At 70.7% G+C, this 17,523-nt stretch carries 12 protein-coding genes; 4 read left to right on the top strand and 8 right to left on the bottom strand.

Annotated elements, in window-relative coordinates; all coding sequences use genetic code 11:
- Positions 1-426: 426 nt before the first annotated feature.
- The gene (locus OHS18_RS46745) at positions 427-1,314 is read left to right on the top strand and encodes an alpha/beta fold hydrolase (protein WP_328615142.1); all 888 of its coding nucleotides are present in this window, start codon (positions 427-429) and stop codon (positions 1,312-1,314) included.
- On the opposite strand, the gene OHS18_RS46740 is transcribed toward OHS18_RS46745, so the two are convergent.
- From OHS18_RS46740 to OHS18_RS46725, 4 genes are read right to left on the bottom strand one after another with little or no spacing between them, the layout of a single operon-like run.
- A complete protein-coding gene (locus tag OHS18_RS46740; RefSeq protein ID WP_328615141.1) occupies positions 1,311-3,719 on the bottom strand; it encodes a hypothetical protein in 2,409 nt (802 codons plus the stop codon). The genes OHS18_RS46745 and OHS18_RS46740 overlap by 4 nt on opposite strands.
- A complete protein-coding gene (locus OHS18_RS46735) occupies positions 3,719-4,342 on the bottom strand; it encodes a TetR/AcrR family transcriptional regulator (RefSeq protein ID WP_328458049.1) in 624 nt (207 codons plus the stop codon). Before OHS18_RS46735 ends, OHS18_RS46740 begins: the two co-directional genes overlap by 1 nt.
- Positions 4,343-4,397: 55 nt before the next feature.
- Positions 4,398-5,366: a phosphotriesterase family protein gene (locus OHS18_RS46730; RefSeq protein ID WP_328615140.1), complete on the bottom strand. Its 969-nt coding sequence runs from the start codon at positions 5,364-5,366 to the stop codon at positions 4,398-4,400.
- Positions 5,366-7,006, bottom strand: a complete 1,641-nt coding sequence (locus OHS18_RS46725) for an AMP-binding protein (protein WP_328615139.1) — start codon at positions 7,004-7,006, stop codon at positions 5,366-5,368. Before OHS18_RS46725 ends, OHS18_RS46730 begins: the two co-directional genes overlap by 1 nt.
- Before the next feature lie 275 nt (positions 7,007-7,281).
- On the opposite strand from OHS18_RS46725, the gene OHS18_RS46720 reads away from it, so the two are divergent.
- A complete protein-coding gene (locus tag OHS18_RS46720) occupies positions 7,282-8,064 on the top strand; it encodes a hypothetical protein (RefSeq protein ID WP_328458055.1) in 783 nt (260 codons plus the stop codon).
- 11 nt (positions 8,065-8,075) lie between these two features.
- On the opposite strand, the gene OHS18_RS46715 is transcribed toward OHS18_RS46720, so the two are convergent.
- Positions 8,076-11,132 carry a glycoside hydrolase family 2 TIM barrel-domain containing protein gene (locus tag OHS18_RS46715; protein ID WP_328615138.1) on the bottom strand — a complete coding sequence of 1,019 codons (3,057 nt, stop codon included), beginning with the start codon at positions 11,130-11,132 and terminating at the stop codon, positions 8,076-8,078.
- A 149-nt stretch (positions 11,133-11,281) separates the two neighbouring features.
- Between OHS18_RS46715 and OHS18_RS46710 the strand changes: the two genes are divergently transcribed.
- Positions 11,282-12,085, top strand: coding sequence for an enoyl-CoA hydratase-related protein (locus OHS18_RS46710; protein ID WP_328615137.1), 804 nt, complete (start codon positions 11,282-11,284; stop codon positions 12,083-12,085).
- A 175-nt stretch (positions 12,086-12,260) separates the two neighbouring features.
- Here OHS18_RS46710 and OHS18_RS46705 read toward each other — a convergent pair whose 3' ends face one another.
- From OHS18_RS46705 to OHS18_RS46695, 3 genes are all read right to left on the bottom strand, one after another.
- Positions 12,261-13,394 carry an IS701 family transposase gene (locus tag OHS18_RS46705; RefSeq protein WP_328613733.1) on the bottom strand — a complete coding sequence of 378 codons (1,134 nt, stop codon included), beginning with the start codon at positions 13,392-13,394 and terminating at the stop codon, positions 12,261-12,263.
- A 41-nt stretch (positions 13,395-13,435) separates the two neighbouring features.
- Entirely contained in the window at positions 13,436-13,885 is a 450-nt protein-coding gene (locus OHS18_RS46700; protein WP_328615136.1) for a hypothetical protein, read from the bottom strand.
- 213 nt (positions 13,886-14,098) lie between these two features.
- Positions 14,099-16,759 carry a lectin gene (locus tag OHS18_RS46695; RefSeq protein ID WP_328615135.1) on the bottom strand — a complete coding sequence of 887 codons (2,661 nt, stop codon included), beginning with the start codon at positions 16,757-16,759 and terminating at the stop codon, positions 14,099-14,101.
- Positions 16,760-16,950: 191 nt separating this feature from the next.
- Between OHS18_RS46695 and OHS18_RS46690 the strand changes: the two genes are divergently transcribed.
- Complete coding sequence (locus OHS18_RS46690; protein WP_328615134.1) at positions 16,951-17,472, top strand: dihydrofolate reductase family protein; 522 nt, start codon at positions 16,951-16,953, stop codon at positions 17,470-17,472.
- The last annotated feature ends 51 nt before the right edge of the window (positions 17,473-17,523 follow it).

The following is a 17,523-nucleotide window of genomic DNA, read 5'->3' as shown; positions in this document are numbered from 1 at the left end:
GTCCCTCAAGGAGGCCTTCACGGACTTGAGCTGCGGTCGGCCGAGGGTGGGCGGCGCACTGGCCCGGCGCGGAGCATGCGGCGTCGTGCCGCCAGGGCCTGTCTGGGCGTCGTGCGGGCGTCGGCGGCCTCCGGAACACGCGACCGCACCAGCTGTCACACGTGCCCCAGGACTACTGCTCGTGAGTGTTTAGGGCGGTTCTAACCGCCCTAAACACTCACGAGCAGCCGCGGCAGACCTCCCAGGCCGGACGCGGCGCACATGGGCTCACGGCGGCGGATTTTGTGAATAGTATTCATATGTTTTCGTCTTTTCGCTCAGATGAGCGAAAATTATGTGAGCCACGCCACTGCGCGGGCAAAAGTGTGGCAAAAGTGCCCTTCTTCCCATGGTTCGACCCGGCACGGGCGATCTAGCCTGGGCGCCATGGAATTCGCCGTCGCGCCGACGGAAGCCGGGCCGCCCGGTGCGCTCGAGGAAGTGGACATCGCCGTCGGCGACCACCACCACAGCGCGCTCGCGGCCGGTCCCGCGTCCGGCGAATTCGTCCTGCTGCTGCACGGCTGGCCCGAGTTCGCCGACGCCTGGACCGAGCAGCTGCACGCCCTCGGCGAGGCCGGCTACCGGGCGGTGGCCGTCGACCAGCGCGGGTACGCGGTGGGCGCGCGGCCGGCGGACATCGGGGCCTACACCATCGAGCACCTGGTCGAGGACGCCCTCGCCTTCGCCGACAGCCAGGGTGCCGACCGGTTCCACCTCATCGCCCGCGACTGGGGCGCCATGGTGGCGTGGACGCTCGCGACGACCCATCCGCACCGGCTGCGGTCCCTCGCCGTGCTCTCCACGCCGCACCCGTCGGCCCTGCAGCACGCGGCCGCGACCGACGACGGCCAGTTCCACGACCTCGGCTACATCCGGTTCTTCCGCGCCGCGGTCGGCAAAGCGGAGAATTACCTCCTCCGGGACGAAGCGGCGCAGTTGCGCGCGGTTTACGACAACCGCATTCCCGTCGAATTCGTCGAGCGCAACATCGCGCGCCTTTCCGCACCGGGCGCCCTGACCGCGACCCTGAACTGGTACCGCGGCGCGACGACCGACGCCTTCGACATCCCGGCGGGCCGGATCGCCGTGCCGACGCTCTACCTCTGGGGCAGCGAGGACCCGTGGCTCGGCCGCGGCGCCGCCGAGCTGACGGTGCACCACATCGACGCCGAGTACCGCTTCCAGATCATCGAGGGCGCCGGCCAGCTGCTGGCTTCGGAGACGGCGGACGAGGTGATCGAGCTGTTGCTGGACCACGTCGGCCGGCACTAGCCCGTCTTGCGGACCAGCCCCGTGTAGCCGACCAGGGCGAGCGTCGCCAGGGCCCAGATCGCGGCCTGGACCAGCCAGATCGCCACGGTGAACACCTGCCCGGAGCCGATCCCGGTGTTGAGGTCGCACCGGCCGCGCACCCCGGGCGACAGCGGCAGCCCGCGATCCAGCCCGACGCCGACGAGCTCGACGGTCGTGCACGGCGTCCCTGCCTTCGCGGTGAGCTCGGACGTCCGCTCGGCCGCGCGGTGGCCGCCCTCGCTCACGTGCCCGGCCCACAGCCCCAGCAGTCCGGCCGCGACCACGGCGAACACCAGCGCGGCGGCCGTCCGCCGGGCGCGGTAGCCGTAACCGGCGAAGGCGCCCCACAGCCAGTGGAACCACCGGGCGAGCCGGCCACCGACCGCCTCGGGCGCGCGGCGCCGCAGGTCCCGCTGCTGGGTGATGAGGACGTGCCGGACGTTGCCGTCGTGCCCGGCGGCCCGTTCCGCGGCGGCGAGCCGCTGGTACGGCCCGGGCCGGTAGCCGGCGGTGTGGTTCCGGATCAGGTCCAGCCACTCCCGCCAGGTGACGTCGGCGAGCGCGCCGAACCGGAACCCCTCGAGGTGGACCAGGCCGCCGGTGCCCGCCAGCTCGGCGGGAAAGAAAACCGGCCCTTCGACGACGACGTCTTCGAGGCTCACCAGCGTCCCGCCGGCCGGGTGCACCACCGACGCGCCGGTGAAGGACAGCTGCCCGCCGACCCGGGCGCCGAGCAGCTCGACGACGGCCTGCTCCCCCGCGCCGGTCGCCCGCACCCCGATCAGCGCGAAGGTCTCCCGGACCTGGCACCGGGAAGCGGACAGGGCCGGCCCCGCGGTGTTGGTGAGCTCGGCGCTGTCGAAGCCGAGCCTGCCGTCGACCCGGGCGCCGAACAGGCTCACCGCGCCGATCTCCGACGTACAGGTGGCCTTCAGGCCGCCCAGATCGAGAGACGTGCCGACCCGCGTCTCGTCGGCACTGAAAGCGGGACCGGCTGCGTTGGTGATCTCGGCGCCGCCCACGAGGACCTGCCCGGTGACCTCGGCGCCGTGCACCCGGATCGCGCCCTCGTCGCCGGCGCCGGAAGCGCGCACGCCGGTGAGGTGCAGGTCGCCGACCCGCAGGCCGTCCGCGTACCACGCCGGGCCGGAGCCGGAGGCGAACCGGGCGCCCGTGAACTGCGCCTGGCCGTCGATCCGGGCGCCGAGCAGGCGGAACGCGCCCGTCGCCGTCAGGTCTTCGGCGTACAGGTTGCCTTCGATCCGAAGCCGGTCGCCGCTGAACGCCGCCCCCGTGTCGTTGGTGAGCTCGGCGTCGTCCAGGTGGACATTGCCGCCGACGGACGCCCCGATCAGGCAGAGCACCCCGAACTCCCCCGACCCGGTCGCGCGCAGACCGACCGCGTGGACGCCGCCCTCGACCCGCATCCCGTCGGCGCTCAGCGCGCTGCCGCGGCCGTCGGCGAGCACGGCGTCGCCGAGGTTGACCTGGCCGTCGATCCGGGCGCCGCGCAAGGTGATCGCGCCCGTCACGGTGACGCCGGTGCCGTACAGCCCGCCGGCCCGGAGACGGTCGGCGCCGACCGCCGGGCCGCTCTCGTTGGTCAGCTCGGCGTCGCCGAGGTCGAGCTGACCGCCGACCCGGGCGCCGAGGAGCCGGAGCGCGCCCTCGTCACCGGAGCCGGTCACGGTGGCCGCGGCCAGCCTCAGGTCACCGTCGACGACCACGCCGTCGGCGTGCACCGCCGGCCCGGACTCGTTGGTGAGCACCGCGTCGTCGAAGACGACCTGCCCGGACACGTGGGCCCCGGGCAGGCGGATCGCCCCGCTGTCGCCGGCGCCGGTCGCCCGCAGGCCGAGGCCCTTGAGCCCGCGGCTTTCGAGAGCGTCGAGGTACAGCGCCGGGCCGTCGCCGCTGCGGATCTCCGCACGCGCGAGCACGGTCAGGCCGTCGACGCGCGCGTCCCGCAGGCAGATCACCCCGAACTCCCCGGCGCCGGTCGCCCGCACCCCGGTGAGGTCGAGGTCGTGGCCGATCCGGACGCCGCTGCCGTCGAACCCGGCGATCCGGCTGCCGGACAGGTCGAGCCACGGGAGCCGGGCCCGGCGCGCGCTGATCGGGTTCACGAGCACGCAGCCGGCCAGCGCGAGACCCACGCTCGCCTCGGCGTGATCCAGGTCCAGCGTCCCGGCGATCCGGGCGCCTTCGACGCGGACGCCCCGCGGGTCCACCGGACCGCGCAGGCCCAGCAGCAGCTCGCGCAGCACCACGGCCCGCACCGGGGCATCGGTCACCAGAGCGAGGCCGCGACGGGCCGCGTCGACCAGTTCTCGTTCCGCTCCGGTCAGTTTGTCGACAACGGGCAACGGCGGGAAGTCGGTCATCAACCAGGCGGGCGCAGGGCGTCCAGCAGCAGGTCCGCGTAGTGGTCGCCGATCTGGCGGGCCGAGAGGGAGCCGCTGCGGTGGTACCAGGAACCCAGGTGGTGCACCGAGCCGAAGTAGAAGTCGACGACGACGTCGGCCGGCTTGTCCGTGCGGAACTCGCCCGTCGCCTGGCCTTCTTCGACCAGGCCGCGGAACCGCTCGTGGTACTTGCGGCGCTCGGCGCGCACCGCCTTCTGCTTGTCCGGCGACAGCTGGTGCATCGACTGCAGGAAGATCGTGTTGTCGTCCAGGTTGTCGATGCTGGACACGACGACGTCGGACGCGGCCGCCGCCAGGCGCTCGCGCAGCGGCGCGCCCGAGGAGGCGACGCTCTCCAGCTGCCGCGTCTGCTCGCGCAGCACCCGGGCGTAGATCTCGTAGAGCAGGTCGTCCTTCGAGCCGAAGTAGTGGTACATCGCGCCCTTGGTGACGCCCGCGGCTTCGACGATCTCCTGGACGGACGTGCGGTCGAAGCCCTTTTTCGCGAAGAGCTTCGTGGCCTGCTCCAGCAGGCGCCGCGGTACGGCGGCCTGCTCGTCGCCGGCCGCCTCACCCGGTTTGCGGGCACTTGCTCGTGTCATGGCAAGACCCCTCTGTCGAGTTCGGACGCCACTTCGGACGCCACAGGATAACGGCTCAGCCGGTCGAGGCCAGGAACCGGCGCGGTACGTCCACGAGCATCGTGGTGATGTCCGCGTCACTCACCCCGCGCTCGCGCAACGCGGGCAGCACGTCGCGCGTGATGTGCAGGTAGTGCCAGTTCGGCGTCAGCACCGGCAGCTGGTCCGCGGGCAGCCAGTCGATGTAGCAGGACGCGTCGTGCGAGAGCACCATGCTGCCCGCGTAGCCGCGTTCGCACAGCGCCACGACCGTGTTCACCCGCTCCTCGAACGGCAGCAGCAGGTCGAGCCCGAAGCGGTCCATGCCGAGGATCGAGCCGCGGTCGGCCAGCTCGGTGAGGTACCCGAGGTCGGTGGTGTCGCCCGAATGCCCGATCAGCACGCGGCTCAGGTCGACGCCTTCGTCCTCGAAGATCGCCTGCTGCTCCAGCCCGCGCCGGCTGACGGCGTGGGAGTGCGTCATGATCGGTGTCCCGGTCTCGACATGCGCCTTCGCCACCGCGCGCAGCACGCGTTCGACGCCCGGGGTCACGCCGGGCTCGTCGGTGGCGCACTTGAGCAGCCCGGCTTTGACGCCGGTACCGGCGATGCCGTCGCGGATGTCCCCGACGAACATCCCGACGAGCGGGTCCTCACCCTGCAGCATCGTGCCGGGCCCGCGGAAGTGCAGGTAGTGCGGCACGTCGTTGTAGGTGTAGAGCCCGGTGGCGACGACGATGTTGACGTCGACCTCGGCGGCGACCCGCTGCACGCGCGGGATGTAGCGGCCGAGCCCGATCACCGTCGGGTCGACGATCGTGTCGATCCCGGCGTCCTTCAGCTCCTTGAGCCGCCGGATCGCCTCCGGGACGTGCTCTTCCTCCCGGAACCCTTCGTGCTCGGGGTAGTTCTCGACGAATTCGGGGCTCAGCACGAAGAGGTGCTCGTGCATCAGGACCTTGCCCAGCGCTTCCGGCGCGATCGCGCCGCGGACCGTCTCGACCATCAGCCCCTCGCCCGCAGTTCGCGGCGCAGGATCTTGCCGCTGGTGGTCTTCGGCAGCTCGTCGAGCACTTCGATGGTGCGCGGGTACTTGTAGGCCGCGAGCCGTTCCTTGCACCAGGCCACCAGTTCCGCCGGATCGGCGGTCACGCCGGGCGCGGGACTGACATACGCCTTGACCGTCTCGCCGCGGTATTCGTCGGCGATGCCGACCACGGCGGCCTCGCGGACCGCCGGGTGCGTGTAGAGGACGTCTTCGACCTCGCGCGGCCAGACCTTGAAGCCGGACGCGTTGATCATGTCCTTCTTGCGGTCGACGACGTAGACCCAGCCGCGCTCGTCCATGAACCCGATGTCGCCGGTGAGCAGCCGCCCGCCGGGAATCGACTCGGCCGTGGCGTCCGGGCGGTTCCAGTAGCCGGACACGACCATCGGGCCTTCGACGGCGATCTCGCCGGCCTGCCCGAACGGCAGCTCTTCGCCGTTCTCGCCGAGGATGCGGACGATCGTGTCGGGCACCGGCAGGCCGATCGAGATGGTGCCGGACGCCGGATCGATCGGCGCTTCGAGATCACCGGGGACGACGACGCAGCCGGCCGTGGTCTCGGTGAGGCCGTAGCCGTTGTGGATGTAGTGCCCGGTCTTCGCGCGGAAGGCCTCGACGACGGCGGGCGGCAGCGCGGCGCCGCCGGAGTAGAGCAGCGCGAACGACGCGAAGTGCTCGCGGCTGAAGGACGGGTGGGCCATCAGCGCCATGTAGGCCGTCGACGGCCCGACCGTGTACGACGGCTCGTGCTCGAGGAAGGCGTCGAGCACGACGCCGGCCTCGAAGCGGTAGGCCAGCGCGAGCGTGCCCTCGATGTCGATCGCGGAGCCGATTTCGCAGACCATGCCGGTGATGTGGAACAGCGGCGCGAGCCCGAATAGCGTCGAACCGGCGGGAAGGCCGCTGAAAGAGCCGAGCGCGGCGGCGTTGGTGCCGATGTTGCCGTGGGTGTTGGTGGCGCCCTTCGGCGTGCCGCTGGTGCCGGAGGTGTAGCTGATGAGGGCGACGTCGTCGAGTGCGAACGCGGGCTCCGGCGGCTTCGGCCCGGGTGTCTTCGCGGCTTCGAGGAGTTCGGTGGCGCCGGGCGTGTCCTCTCGCGTGACCTTGCCCAGCACGCGCTCGTCGTCGCGGGTCTGGAACTCGAGTTCGCTGGTGGTGAGGGCGATCGGGAGGTCGCTCGCCGTCTTGCCGATGTAGGCGTTCCAGCCGCGCTGCGAGCAGACGATCGCCTTCACGCCGGCGTCGGTGAGCACGTGGGTCAGCTCGCGCTCGCGGTACATCGGGTTGACCGGTACGACGATCCCGCCGGCCTTCCACGCGCCGAGCAGCGCGATGACGAACTGCGGGATGTTCTGCAGCACCAGGGCGAGCCGGTCGCCGCGCCCGAAGCCGTTGTGCGTGAGGTAGCGGGCGACGCCGTCGGAGAGCTCGTCGAGCTGCCGGTAGGTGAGCCGGCCGTCGAAGTAGACGATGGCGTCCCGGTCGGGCACGTGGTCCGCGGCCCGGCGGAAGCTCTCGGGCAGCGTCGTCGCCTCGACCGGTTCCACGGACCGTTCGCCGTAGCTCGCCAGCCACGGCTTCTCGTCGTACCAGCTCATCCAGTGACCTCCCTTGGACACCGACCGGTCGGTATGCCGACGCTAGGAGGCCGCGCCGGTCCGCGTCAAGACCCGGGAATCGCACCGCGGGCTTCCGGCGATTTCCGGAATACGCAGACGCCGTGCTTCACCCAGGAATACGGCTCCCGGTTCGACCTGGTTCAGATTTTCTTTTTCCGACAGATTCTCCTGGACAACCACCTGGTCAAGAAGACATCATGGCGCCTGGCCGCGCATATGTTCCCGTTAACCAGCACCGAACATGGGAGCCATTCATGCCTACTACCGGTGGACGACACCGCATTTCCCGGCGCACGAAACTCGCGACAGCGGCACTCGGCCTCGCACTCGCCGCCGGCGCCCTGGTGATCGCGACGACGACCGGCCAGACCGGCCAGGCCAGCGCGGCGAGCGCCCAGCAGATCACGTGCCCCGACGTCGCCGGGCAGCTGCCCGCGATCCCCGCCCAGGCCCAGGCCGAGGTCCAGCGCAACCTCGCCCTGCTCGACACCCAGCTCGCCGAGGCGAACAACCGCCTCGTCACCAGCGCCGGCCAGGGCGGCGCGAACTTCGTCCAGAACGCCATCCTCGGCCCGCTGAAGGACAAGCGGGCCAGCACGATCGACCGCATCGCGATCGCCATCGGCCGCGTCGCCGAGAAGCCCCAGGGCCTCGGCGGGCTCGCGGCCTGCACCCTCGGCGGGCAGCCGGCCGCCACGACGACCGCGGCCGCACCGGCCGCCACGGAACCGAGCGCGGCGGAACCGGCGTCCGGGCAGATCACCTGCCCCGACGTCGAGAGCCGGCTCCCGGCGATTCCCGCCCAGGCCCAGGCCGAGGTCCAGCGCAACCTCGACTTGCTCGACACCCAGGTCGCCGAGGCGAACAACCGCCTGGTGACCAGCGCGGGTGAGGGTGGCGCGAACTTCGTCCAGAACGCCATCCTCGGCCCGCTGGAGGACAAGCGGATCGCCACGATCAACCGGATCGCCACGGCCATCGGCCGCAACGCGGACAAGCCGCAGGGTCTCGACGCACTCGCCCCCTGCAGCCGGTGAATTCCCGCGGGTCAGCGGGCCGTGAGCGCGCTGACCCGCAGGAATCCCCGCGGCGGGCCGGTCATCGTGAGCCGCAGTTCGCCGGTGACGACCGAGCCGAACGTGAGGGTCGCCAGGTCGCCCGCCCAGGTGATCCGCAGGTCCCGCACCGGCTCGAAGCCCCGCGCCGTCCGGCAGGCGACGTCGATCGCGGCCGGGCGGGCCAGCGCGCCGGACACGACGAACTGCGCCGTGGCGACGCCGATCCGCCGGGGCGCGGGCCAGATGAGTGAGACCCAGTCTCCGGGCCGCGGCCGGCTCACGGCACCGAGCGTCGCCGTCGCCGGCTTGACGTAGTAGTTCGACCAGCCGGTCGCCGGATCACCGTCGAGCATCGCCGCCGGCAGCGTGTCCGGCGCGCCCGAATAACTCGCGTCGGCCGATGGACCGGCGGCGAGGCCACCGGCCGCTTCCCGGGCCCGCGCACCCGGACCGTTGCGCTGTCCGGGGCTCGTCCCCGGCAACACGATCTTCGCGGTCTTCAGGCCCGGCGCGGTCGCCGTGACGGTGATCGTCCCGCGCCCGGTCGCCGCGATCACGGCGACGGCCTGGCCGTGGAACGCCGGGATCGTCGGCTGCTGGTAGCCCTGGGCGAGCTCCTGCCGGCCGTTGTCCACCCCGGCGACGCGTCCCGGCCCGCGCACGGCGAACCGGAGCACCGGCTCGGCGCCGGGCACGACAGTGCCGTGCGCGTCCACGACGGTCGCCGTCACGAACGACATCACGCCCTCGGAGCGCGCTTCGGTGGTCAGCGTGAGGGCGTGCGGCGGACCGGCGGTGACGAGCCGGTCGCGCGCCACCTCACGCCCGCCCGCCGTGGCGATCGCGGTCAGGGTGCCGGGTTCGAACGGCACCGTCCAGGTCAGGTGCAGCTTGCCACTGCTGCCGTTCGGGCTGGTGTAGCTGCCGGAGGGATCGTGCTTGTCGTCGCCGGCGGGTTCGGTCGTCTCCAGGTACCCTCGTCCGTCCACAGTGGTCTTGCGGTCGAACTTCTTCACTCCCAGGGACTTCCCGTTGAGCACCAGTTCGACGGTGTCCACAGTGGAGTAGACCCACACGGCGACCGGCTCGCCCGCGCGGTGGTCCGTCCAGTCCATCGGGACCAGGTGCACCATCGGCCGGGTGGTCCACTGGCTGCGGAACAGGTGGAAGGCGTCCTTCGGCAGGCCCGCGCTGTCCACCGCGCCGAAGAAGGACGTCTTGACCGGGAAGACGTCGTACGGCGTCGGCTCGCCGAGGTAGTCCTGCCCGGCCCAGAGGAACTGGCCTTGGCAGAACTTCCGGTCGCGGTCCTTCTTCAGCGAGTACTCCCCGCTGAAGGTCCACGAGGCGAGGTTGTTGTCGTAGGACGACGTCGACCGGCGGCCGGGCGTGTGGTCCTCCCCCGTGTTCAGCAGGTCCGGGTCCTGGTAGACGCCGCGCGTCGAGGTCTCCGACGACGATTCCGACTCGAAGAAGAACTTGTCCGGGTAGGTCGTGTGCAGCCCGTCGATCGACTGCGCGGTGTTGTAGTTGACGCCGAGGCCGTCGAGCTGCCGCAGGATCAGGTCCTGGGGCGAGCCGGGCGCGGGCACGCTGCGGTAGCGGTCGGAGCCCATGATGACCGGCCGGGTGGTGTCGATCGCGCGGACCGCGGCGATCAGCGACGCGGCGATCTCCGGGCCGCCGGCCATCGAGGCGTCCGGGACCTCGTTGCCGATCGACCAGAGCACGACCGCGGGCGAGTTCTTGGCCGCGTGGACCATCTCGGCGATGTCGCGCGCGCTCCACTCGTCGAAGTCGAGGTGGTAGTCGTAGGCGACCTTGCCGGTGCGCCAGCAGTCGAACGCCTCGACCATCATGAGGATGCCGAGCCGCTCGCAGACGGTGACCAGCTCCGGGGCAGGCGGGTTGTGCGCGGTCCGCAGCGCGTTGACGCCCATCGCCTGCATCAGCCGCATCTGGCGCTCCAGCGCGGCGGGGTCGATCACGGCGCCGAGCGCGCCCTGGCTCGCGTGCAGGTTGACGCCGCGCAGCTTCATCGGCTCGCCGTTGAGCGAAAACCCGTGGTCGGGGTGGAACTCGAAGGTGCGGATGCCGAAGTCCGTCGTGGTCGTGTCGAGCACGCGCCCGGCCACGACCACGTCGGTGCGCAGCCGGTACAGCGCGGGGCGTTCGGTCGACCACAGCCGAGGGCGCTCGACCGGCAGGTCGGTGCTCGCCTGCCGCGTCCGGCCGGCGGGCAGCGGAATGGTCGTCGAGCCCCGCGCCACGACGCGGCCGGCCGGGTCGGTGACGGTGGTGCGCACCTCGGCGGCGACCGCCCCGCCGGCGTCGTTCACGACGTCCGTGGTCACACGCACGGTCGCGTGGCCGGCCGTGACGCCCGGGGTCGTGACGAAGGTGCCGTGCCGGGCGAGGTGCACCGGGTCGGTGACGACCAGCCGGACGCGGCGGTAGATGCCGCTGCCGGAGTACCAGCGGCTGCTCGGCAGCCGGTTCGTCGCGCGCACCGCGAGCACGTTCGGGGTGCGGCCGTCGGTGTGCAGCTTGCCGGTGAGGTCAAAGCTCCAGCCGGTGTAGGCGTACGGGTGCCGGCCGAGCAGTTCGCCGTTGAGGTGGACGTGCGCGTCCGAGTAGACGCCGTCGAACTCGACCGAGACACGCCGGCCCGCGAGCGCGGGCGGCAGCGTGAAGGTCTTCCGGTACCAGCCGAGGCCGCCGCGGAAGAAGCCGGACGCGCTGCTGGTGGCGCCCTGGTCGACGGGCGGGAGTTCGATGCTCCAGTCGTGCGGGAGGTCGACGGCCTGCCAGGCCGAGTCGTCGAAGCCCGGGTCCGCGTAGTGGTCTTCGGGGCCGGTGACGTCGTCGGCGTTCACCAGGACGAACCGCCAGCCGTCGTCCAGGTCCGTCGCCCGGCCGGTGACGGTGAGGCCCGGCCGGGTGAGCGCCTCGGCGGCCTGCGCGACGGACGTGAACGCCGACACGAGCGCGGCCGCGCCGACCCCGCCGAGCACCTGCCGCCTGCTGGGACCCGGATCGTTCGGCATGGGGCGTTCCCTTCCCGGCGACGGTGCTCGGTGGCGCGAAAGCACTATTGCACAGGATTTTCCCGCCGGACAAAGGCTTCGATCATTTCGAACCGTGACAGCGGGCCAAGCGACCGCTTAGTATGGGGACCGACCCCGAGGAGGCGGCCATGACCGAGTCCATTGTGGACGGCGTACGGTACGAACGGGACGGCGCGGTCGCCACCGTCACGTTCGACAAGCCCGAGCGCAGCAACGCGATGGACGTGCCGATGCAGGCCCGCTACGGCGCGGCCCTGCGGGAGGCGGAAGCGGACCCGGAGGTCCGCGCGGTCGTCGTCACCGGTGCGGGCAAGGCGTTCTGCCCGGGCGCCGACCTGGGGTTGCTGGACGGTATCGCCGCCGCCCCGCCGGCGGCCGGCGGCGGCCACGAGAACTTCCGCGACGTCCTCGCCGCGGCCACGGTGGACGTCCCGGTGATAGCGGCGATCAACGGCGGCTGCGCGGGGCTGGGGTTCGTGATCGCGTGCGCGGCGGACGTCCGGTTCGCGGCGGCGGGCGCCAAGTTCACCACGGCGTTCGCCCGCCGGGGCCTGATCGCCGAGTACGGCATCGCGAAGCTCCTCCCGGAGCTGATCGGCCCGGGCCGCGCCCGCGACCTGCTGCTCTCGGGCCGCACGTTCACCGCCGAGCAGGCGTTGGAGTACGGCTTGGTCCAGGAAGTCGTCCCGGCGGGCGAGCTGACCCTGCGCGCCAACGCGTACGCGACGGAACTGGCGACGCACAGCGCGCCGAGGTCCATGGCGGTGATGAAACAGCAGTTCACGCGGGAAGCGGCCCTGTCCTTGACGGAGTCGGCCCGCGAGGCGACGGCGTTGATGATCGACTCGTTCGGCCGTCCGGAGCTGGCCGAGGGGCTGGCGAGCTGGAACGAGCGCCGCGCCCCGAACTTCCCACCCCACCCGGCGGGCTAGTACTGCAACGGCAGTTAGGTGAGTGGGTAGCCCCGGCGTTTGTAGTGGCTGAGTCGGGCTTGGTGTTGTCGCCGCCGACGGAAACGGGACCAGGCCCAGATGTGGTCGGCGGCGTCGGTGACACGCAGGACGAGCTTGGTGAGCAGGCGCCGGATCTCCGGTAGCGTGAACCCGATCATGCCTGGCTCGGCGACACCGATTCCCCTTTTATGACAAGGGATCGTGAGACAGCGAGCCAGGCATGGGCGAGCATCGACAGGGTGATGTGGGCATACCAGGCCCGCCAGGACCGGACCTGATACTGATCGAGGCCGGCCTCGTTCTTGGCCTGCTGGAAACACTCCTCAATCCGCCACCGGGCCCCGGCGATCCAGGCCAGATCCAGCAGTGTCGAGCGGCGGGGTCCGTAGCAGACGTAGTAGGCGATCTCGGTCGGATCCGAGAGTGAGCGGCGGGCGAGCAGCCAGTGCCCGCGGCCGGGCTGCCAGCCGATCCGGATCGGCACCCGCGCCCAGTCGTATTCGCGTGGCCCGTGGGCGCCGGCCCCGACCGACAGCCGCCGCCAGGCCCGGGCGGGCAGGTCCGCGATCAGCTCATCAGCCCGTGCCTCGCGACCGCCGGTGGTGACCAAGGTGTCGTTGACCTTGGTGGCCAGCACGTGCGCGGCATCGTGGGCTTCCAGCCACAGCCGCAAGTACTTGACCTGCCCATAGGCCTCATCGGCGGTGACCCAGGCGAAGGGCACCTTCGCGGCGAACGCCCGGGCCAGCATCGCCATGGCTTGGCGGGGTTTGGTCTCGAACTCGGTCCCGTCCGGGATTCCCGCCCGCCGGCATCGGTCCGGGTCGGCGATCCAGGGCTCGGGCAGATAGAGCTCCCGGTCGATCAGCACGTGCCCGTGAGTACCGGCGTAGGCCAGGAAGGTTCCGATCTGGCAGTTCTCGATTCGCCCGGCGGTTCCGGAGTACTGCCGCTGCACTCCGGCCGACATCTTGCCTTTCTTCAGGAACCCGGTGTCGTCCACGATCAGCACGCCACCCGGTTCGCCGAGGTGCTCGATGACGTAGTCGCGAACGTCGTCGCGGACGCCGTCGATGTCCCAGTCCGCCCAGCGCAGCAGCCGCTGCATCCCGTCCGGTGACACCTCGCCGGCCTGCTCAGCCAGCGTCCAGCCGTTCTTCCGCTCCAGGCCCGCGACCAGCCCGGACACATACTCCCGCGCCCGGGCCCGCGGCTCCGACCGCGCGAACCGGCCCGCAATCCGCTCATGCACCCGGTCCAGCTGATCCATCACCACATCGACCACCACAACGATGATCTACCACATCACCACTAACTGCCGTTGCAGTACTAGGCCGCTCGGTTGGCCTCGCAGCGCTTGAACAGGTAGTAGCCCACGACCTCGCCCTTGACTGCGACGTTCTGGCCGGAGGACAAGAACTTGTCCCGGCTCTCTTGCCCTTGCTCGACGAAGACGAACGAACCGTTGAGGAGCTCCCAGCCCTCCCGGCAGACGGAGTTGAGGACCGAGACCGGGTCACCGGCCGTCTTGGTCGTCGTGCCGCCGATCATCGCCACGATGACCGCCCTCTGGTGCAGCACGTCTATGGAGTACTGGAACACCTGGTCACCGCGCTTGAAGCCGGCTCGCGCCCGACCTGCGGGCGACCGATCGAACGCTTCCCGTTCCTTCGCCGCTTGCTCGCGGCGCTTGCGTTCTTCCGCTTCTCGGCGCTGCTCCTCCTTCGCGGCGGCCTCCGCCGCGATCTCTTCGGGTGTCTTCTTCTTGAGCAACGCCACCGACAACCTCCGCATCGACCACCGCCCGTTCGCGGGTGTCCCCCTGTAGTCGACTGAGGCGGAGCGCAAGTTACTCGCTGTTGATCTCGATCCGGACAACGGCCCCATGAGGGCGAGCCGGATCCCGCCCCACCCGGCTTCCTGAATCCGTGAATGGCCCATTGAGGGACTCTAAGTCCCCCAATGGGCCATTCACGGATTTGAACTGCAGTGTCAGCCGCGGGTCCAGCTCTGGGCCGCGCTCTGATTGCAGTCGTAGATCTGCAGTTGCGTCCCGTCCACCGTGGTGCTGTTCGGGTCGTCCAGGCACCTGCCGGACTGCGGGTTCACCAAGGCTCCCGCCGTGCCTGCCTGCCACTTCTGGGCGCCCGAGCCGTTGCACTGCCACAGCTGGACCTTCGTGCCGTTCGCCGTGCCGCTGTTGCTGACGTCCAGGCAGCCGCCCTGGGCCTGCAGCGAACCGTCCGCTCCGGAGAACCACTTCTGCGCGCCGCTCGAGTTGCACGTGTACAGCTGCGCGTGCGTCCCGTTCGCCGTGCCGCTCGTGGCGACGTCCAGGCACTTGCCCGCGACGCCCGAGGACACCGGGCCGAGGTGCGGCAGCGTGCCCGAGTACGACGGCGGCGGGTTCGACGCCGCCCACGCCGTGTTCGCCGACGTCCCGAGGGTGAAGGCCAGCGTGCCGCCCGAAGTGATCGCCGACGTCGGGGCGTACGCGTTGTTCCACGCCCCGCCGTTCCACGTCGCGCTCTGGACGTACGGCGCGTTGTCCGCCGCCGCCGGGGCGTTCACCGTCAGTGTGTTGCCACTCGGCAGGCTGACCACCGCCTGGGTGAACAGCGGGCTCCCCAGCGCGAGGTCGGGCGTCCCCGGTGTCATCGGGTAGAAGGCCAGCGCGGAGAAGACGTACCACGCGCTCATCGCGCCGAGGTCGTCGTTGCCGGCCAGCCCGCCCGGCGCGTCCGTCCAGATCTGGTCCTGCACCTGGCGCACGACCTTCTGCGTCTTGTACGGCTGCCCGACGTAGTCGTACTCCCACGGCAGCTCGAGGCTCGGCTCGTTGCCGAGGTCGGCCTGGCTGCCGCCGCTGCCGTGGAACCCGGCCAGCACGCTGTCGAGGTAGCTGATCAGCGACGCGTTGCCACCCCGTGCCGCGGCGAGCCCGGCGACGTTGAACGGCACCATGCCGGTGTACTGCCACGACGTGCCCTCGACGAAGTTCGAGCCGCTCGCCGGGTTGAAGCCGGCGGTCCAGCCGCCGCCGGCGTCCTTGGGCTGCATGAACCCGGTGGCCGGGTTGAAGGTGTTCTTCCAGTTCTGCGCGCGGCCGGCGTAGACGGCCTGGTTCGCGGTGTCCCCCAGCGCCCCGGCGAACGCCGAGAGCGCGAAGTCCGCCGTGTTGTACTCCAGCTGCGTCGAGACCGGGCCGTAGAAGTTGCAGCACTGGTAGGTGCCGTTGGCCGGCAGGTACCCCGGCGCGTTCAGGGCGTTGAGCCCGGGCCGGACGTTGTTGGCCGCGCTCGCCTCGTGCAGCATCGCCTGCAACGCCGCCGACGTGTCGAAGTTCTTCGCGCCGAAGGCGTAGTAGCTCGCGAGGATCGCCGTGCCGGGGTCGCCCACCATCACGTACGTCTCGCCGTTGTTCTGCGCCCACTTCGGCAATCCGCCGCCCTGGGCGTAGTCGGCGATCATCGACTGCGCGATGTCACCGGTCTGCGCCGGTGCCACCAACGCGGTCAGTTGCGCTTGTGTCCGGTAGATGTCCCAGCCGGAGAAGTTGGCGTACTGCGCCGAGTGTCCACTCGCGACGGTGTGGACCTGGTTGTCGAAGCCGATGTACTGGCCGTTGCTGTCGGAGAAGACGTTGGGGTGCAACAGCGAGTGGTACAGCGCGGTGTAGAAGACGCGCTGCTGCGCCGTCGTGCCGCCGGCGACCTGGATCTTGCCGAGCATCGCGTTCCACGCGTTGTGCGCGGCAGTGTGGGTGGCGTTGAAGTCGAACGCGGGGATGTCCGCGGCCCGGTTCGCGACGGCGTTGGCCACCGAGACGTAGGAGACGCCGACCTTGGCCTGCACGGTCCGGTTGGTCGTCGTGTCGAACCGGACGTACGCGCTGCCCGGACCCGCTGCAGGAGCTGCGGCCGCGACCTTCGGCGCGGCGCCGTGCAGCTTGTCCGGCGACACCTTGGGCGTCACGGCGGGCGCGGCGGCGGTGCCGCTGGTGCTGAACGGCCGGTCGAAGACCAGGTCGAAGTAGAGCGTGTAGGTGAACCCGGCGCCGCAGAAGTGACCGGACGTGACCGAACCGGACACCTCGGTCGGGCTGACCACGGTCCACGTCTGGTTCGAGGTGCCGTTCTGGCTGCCGTTGAGCTTGAAGAGCAGGTTCGCCTGGGACGTCGAGGGGAACGTGAACCGGCTGATCCCGGACCGCAGCGCGGTGGTCAGCTCGGTCTTGACACCGTTGTCGAGGCCCACGGAGTAGTACCCCGCGTCGGCGGTTTCGTTCGTGTGGGAAAAGGAGTCCGTCGCGCCGGTGTCGACCGCGCCGACCGTCGGCAGAATGGGGACGTCACCGTCGGCACCACAGCCCGGACCGGACAAATGCGTCAGACTGAAACCGGTGATCGACGAATCCTTGTATTCGTACCCGCCGCCGTCCGGGCGGCTGGGTGTGTCGGGACTCCACTGCACCATGCCGAACGGCACGTCGGCGCCGGGGAAGTCGTCGGCGGCGTTGGACGTGCCGATGAAGGGATTCACCACGGACGCGGGATCGGCGACCAGTGTCGCCGCGGAAGCGGAAATCGGGATCAAGCCGGCCATGGCCAGCACGGAAGCGGCGGATAACCGCACGAGGGAACGCAAGACCATGTCACTTGTCCTTCGCCGTTGAGCACAAGTACTTGAGCTATGCGTTTCGAAACGGTCCTCGCGGGCTGACACCGTTGTCAACGGTCCGTGGTGATCCTGTCGCGTTCCGGACACGAGCGGGTGAAGCCGATGACTTTTCCGGCCGCGGGCCGTCAGTACCGAAGTCCGCGAAACCGCCTGAAGGAGACAACATGGCGAAACTGCTCTACGGCTTCAGCATGTCGCTCGACGGCTTCCTCGCCGGTCCCGGCGGCGACATGTCCTGGCTGACCCCGTACCTGCGCCCCGACCCGGTGGTCGAAGAGTTGATCCCGCAGATCGGCTCGCTGCTGGTCGGGCGGCGGACGTTCGGCGGCGACGACCCGCACCGCGGTGACCCCGAGCGCGAGGGCAAGGCCTTCGGCGGCGGCTGGGAAGGGCCTCAGTTCGTGCTCACCCACCGGCCGGCCGCGCCGGTCCCGGACGTCACCTTCGTCGGTGACCTGCACGAAGCCGTCGACGCGGCGAAGGCGGCCGCGGGCGACAAGTACGTCAACGTCCTCGGCGCCGACGTCGCGCGCCAGTGCCTCGAAGCCGGGCTCCTGGACGAAATCCTGGCGATGCCCGTGCCGGTCCTGCTCGGCGACGGCGTCCGGATCTTCGACCACCCCGGCGGCACGACCGTCCCGCTCGAGGTGGTGGCGCCGAACTGGTACCGGGTCGTGAGTGTTTAGGGCGGTTAGAACCGCCCTAAACACTCACGACAAGCTGCGGCAGACCATCCA

Origin of the sequence: Amycolatopsis sp. NBC_00355 (assembly GCF_036104975.1) — a bacterium.
Classification (GTDB): domain Bacteria; phylum Actinomycetota; class Actinomycetes; order Mycobacteriales; family Pseudonocardiaceae; genus Amycolatopsis.
The sequence above is the reverse complement of the archived record's forward strand: the minus strand, read 5'-3'. Positions and strand labels throughout refer to the sequence as shown.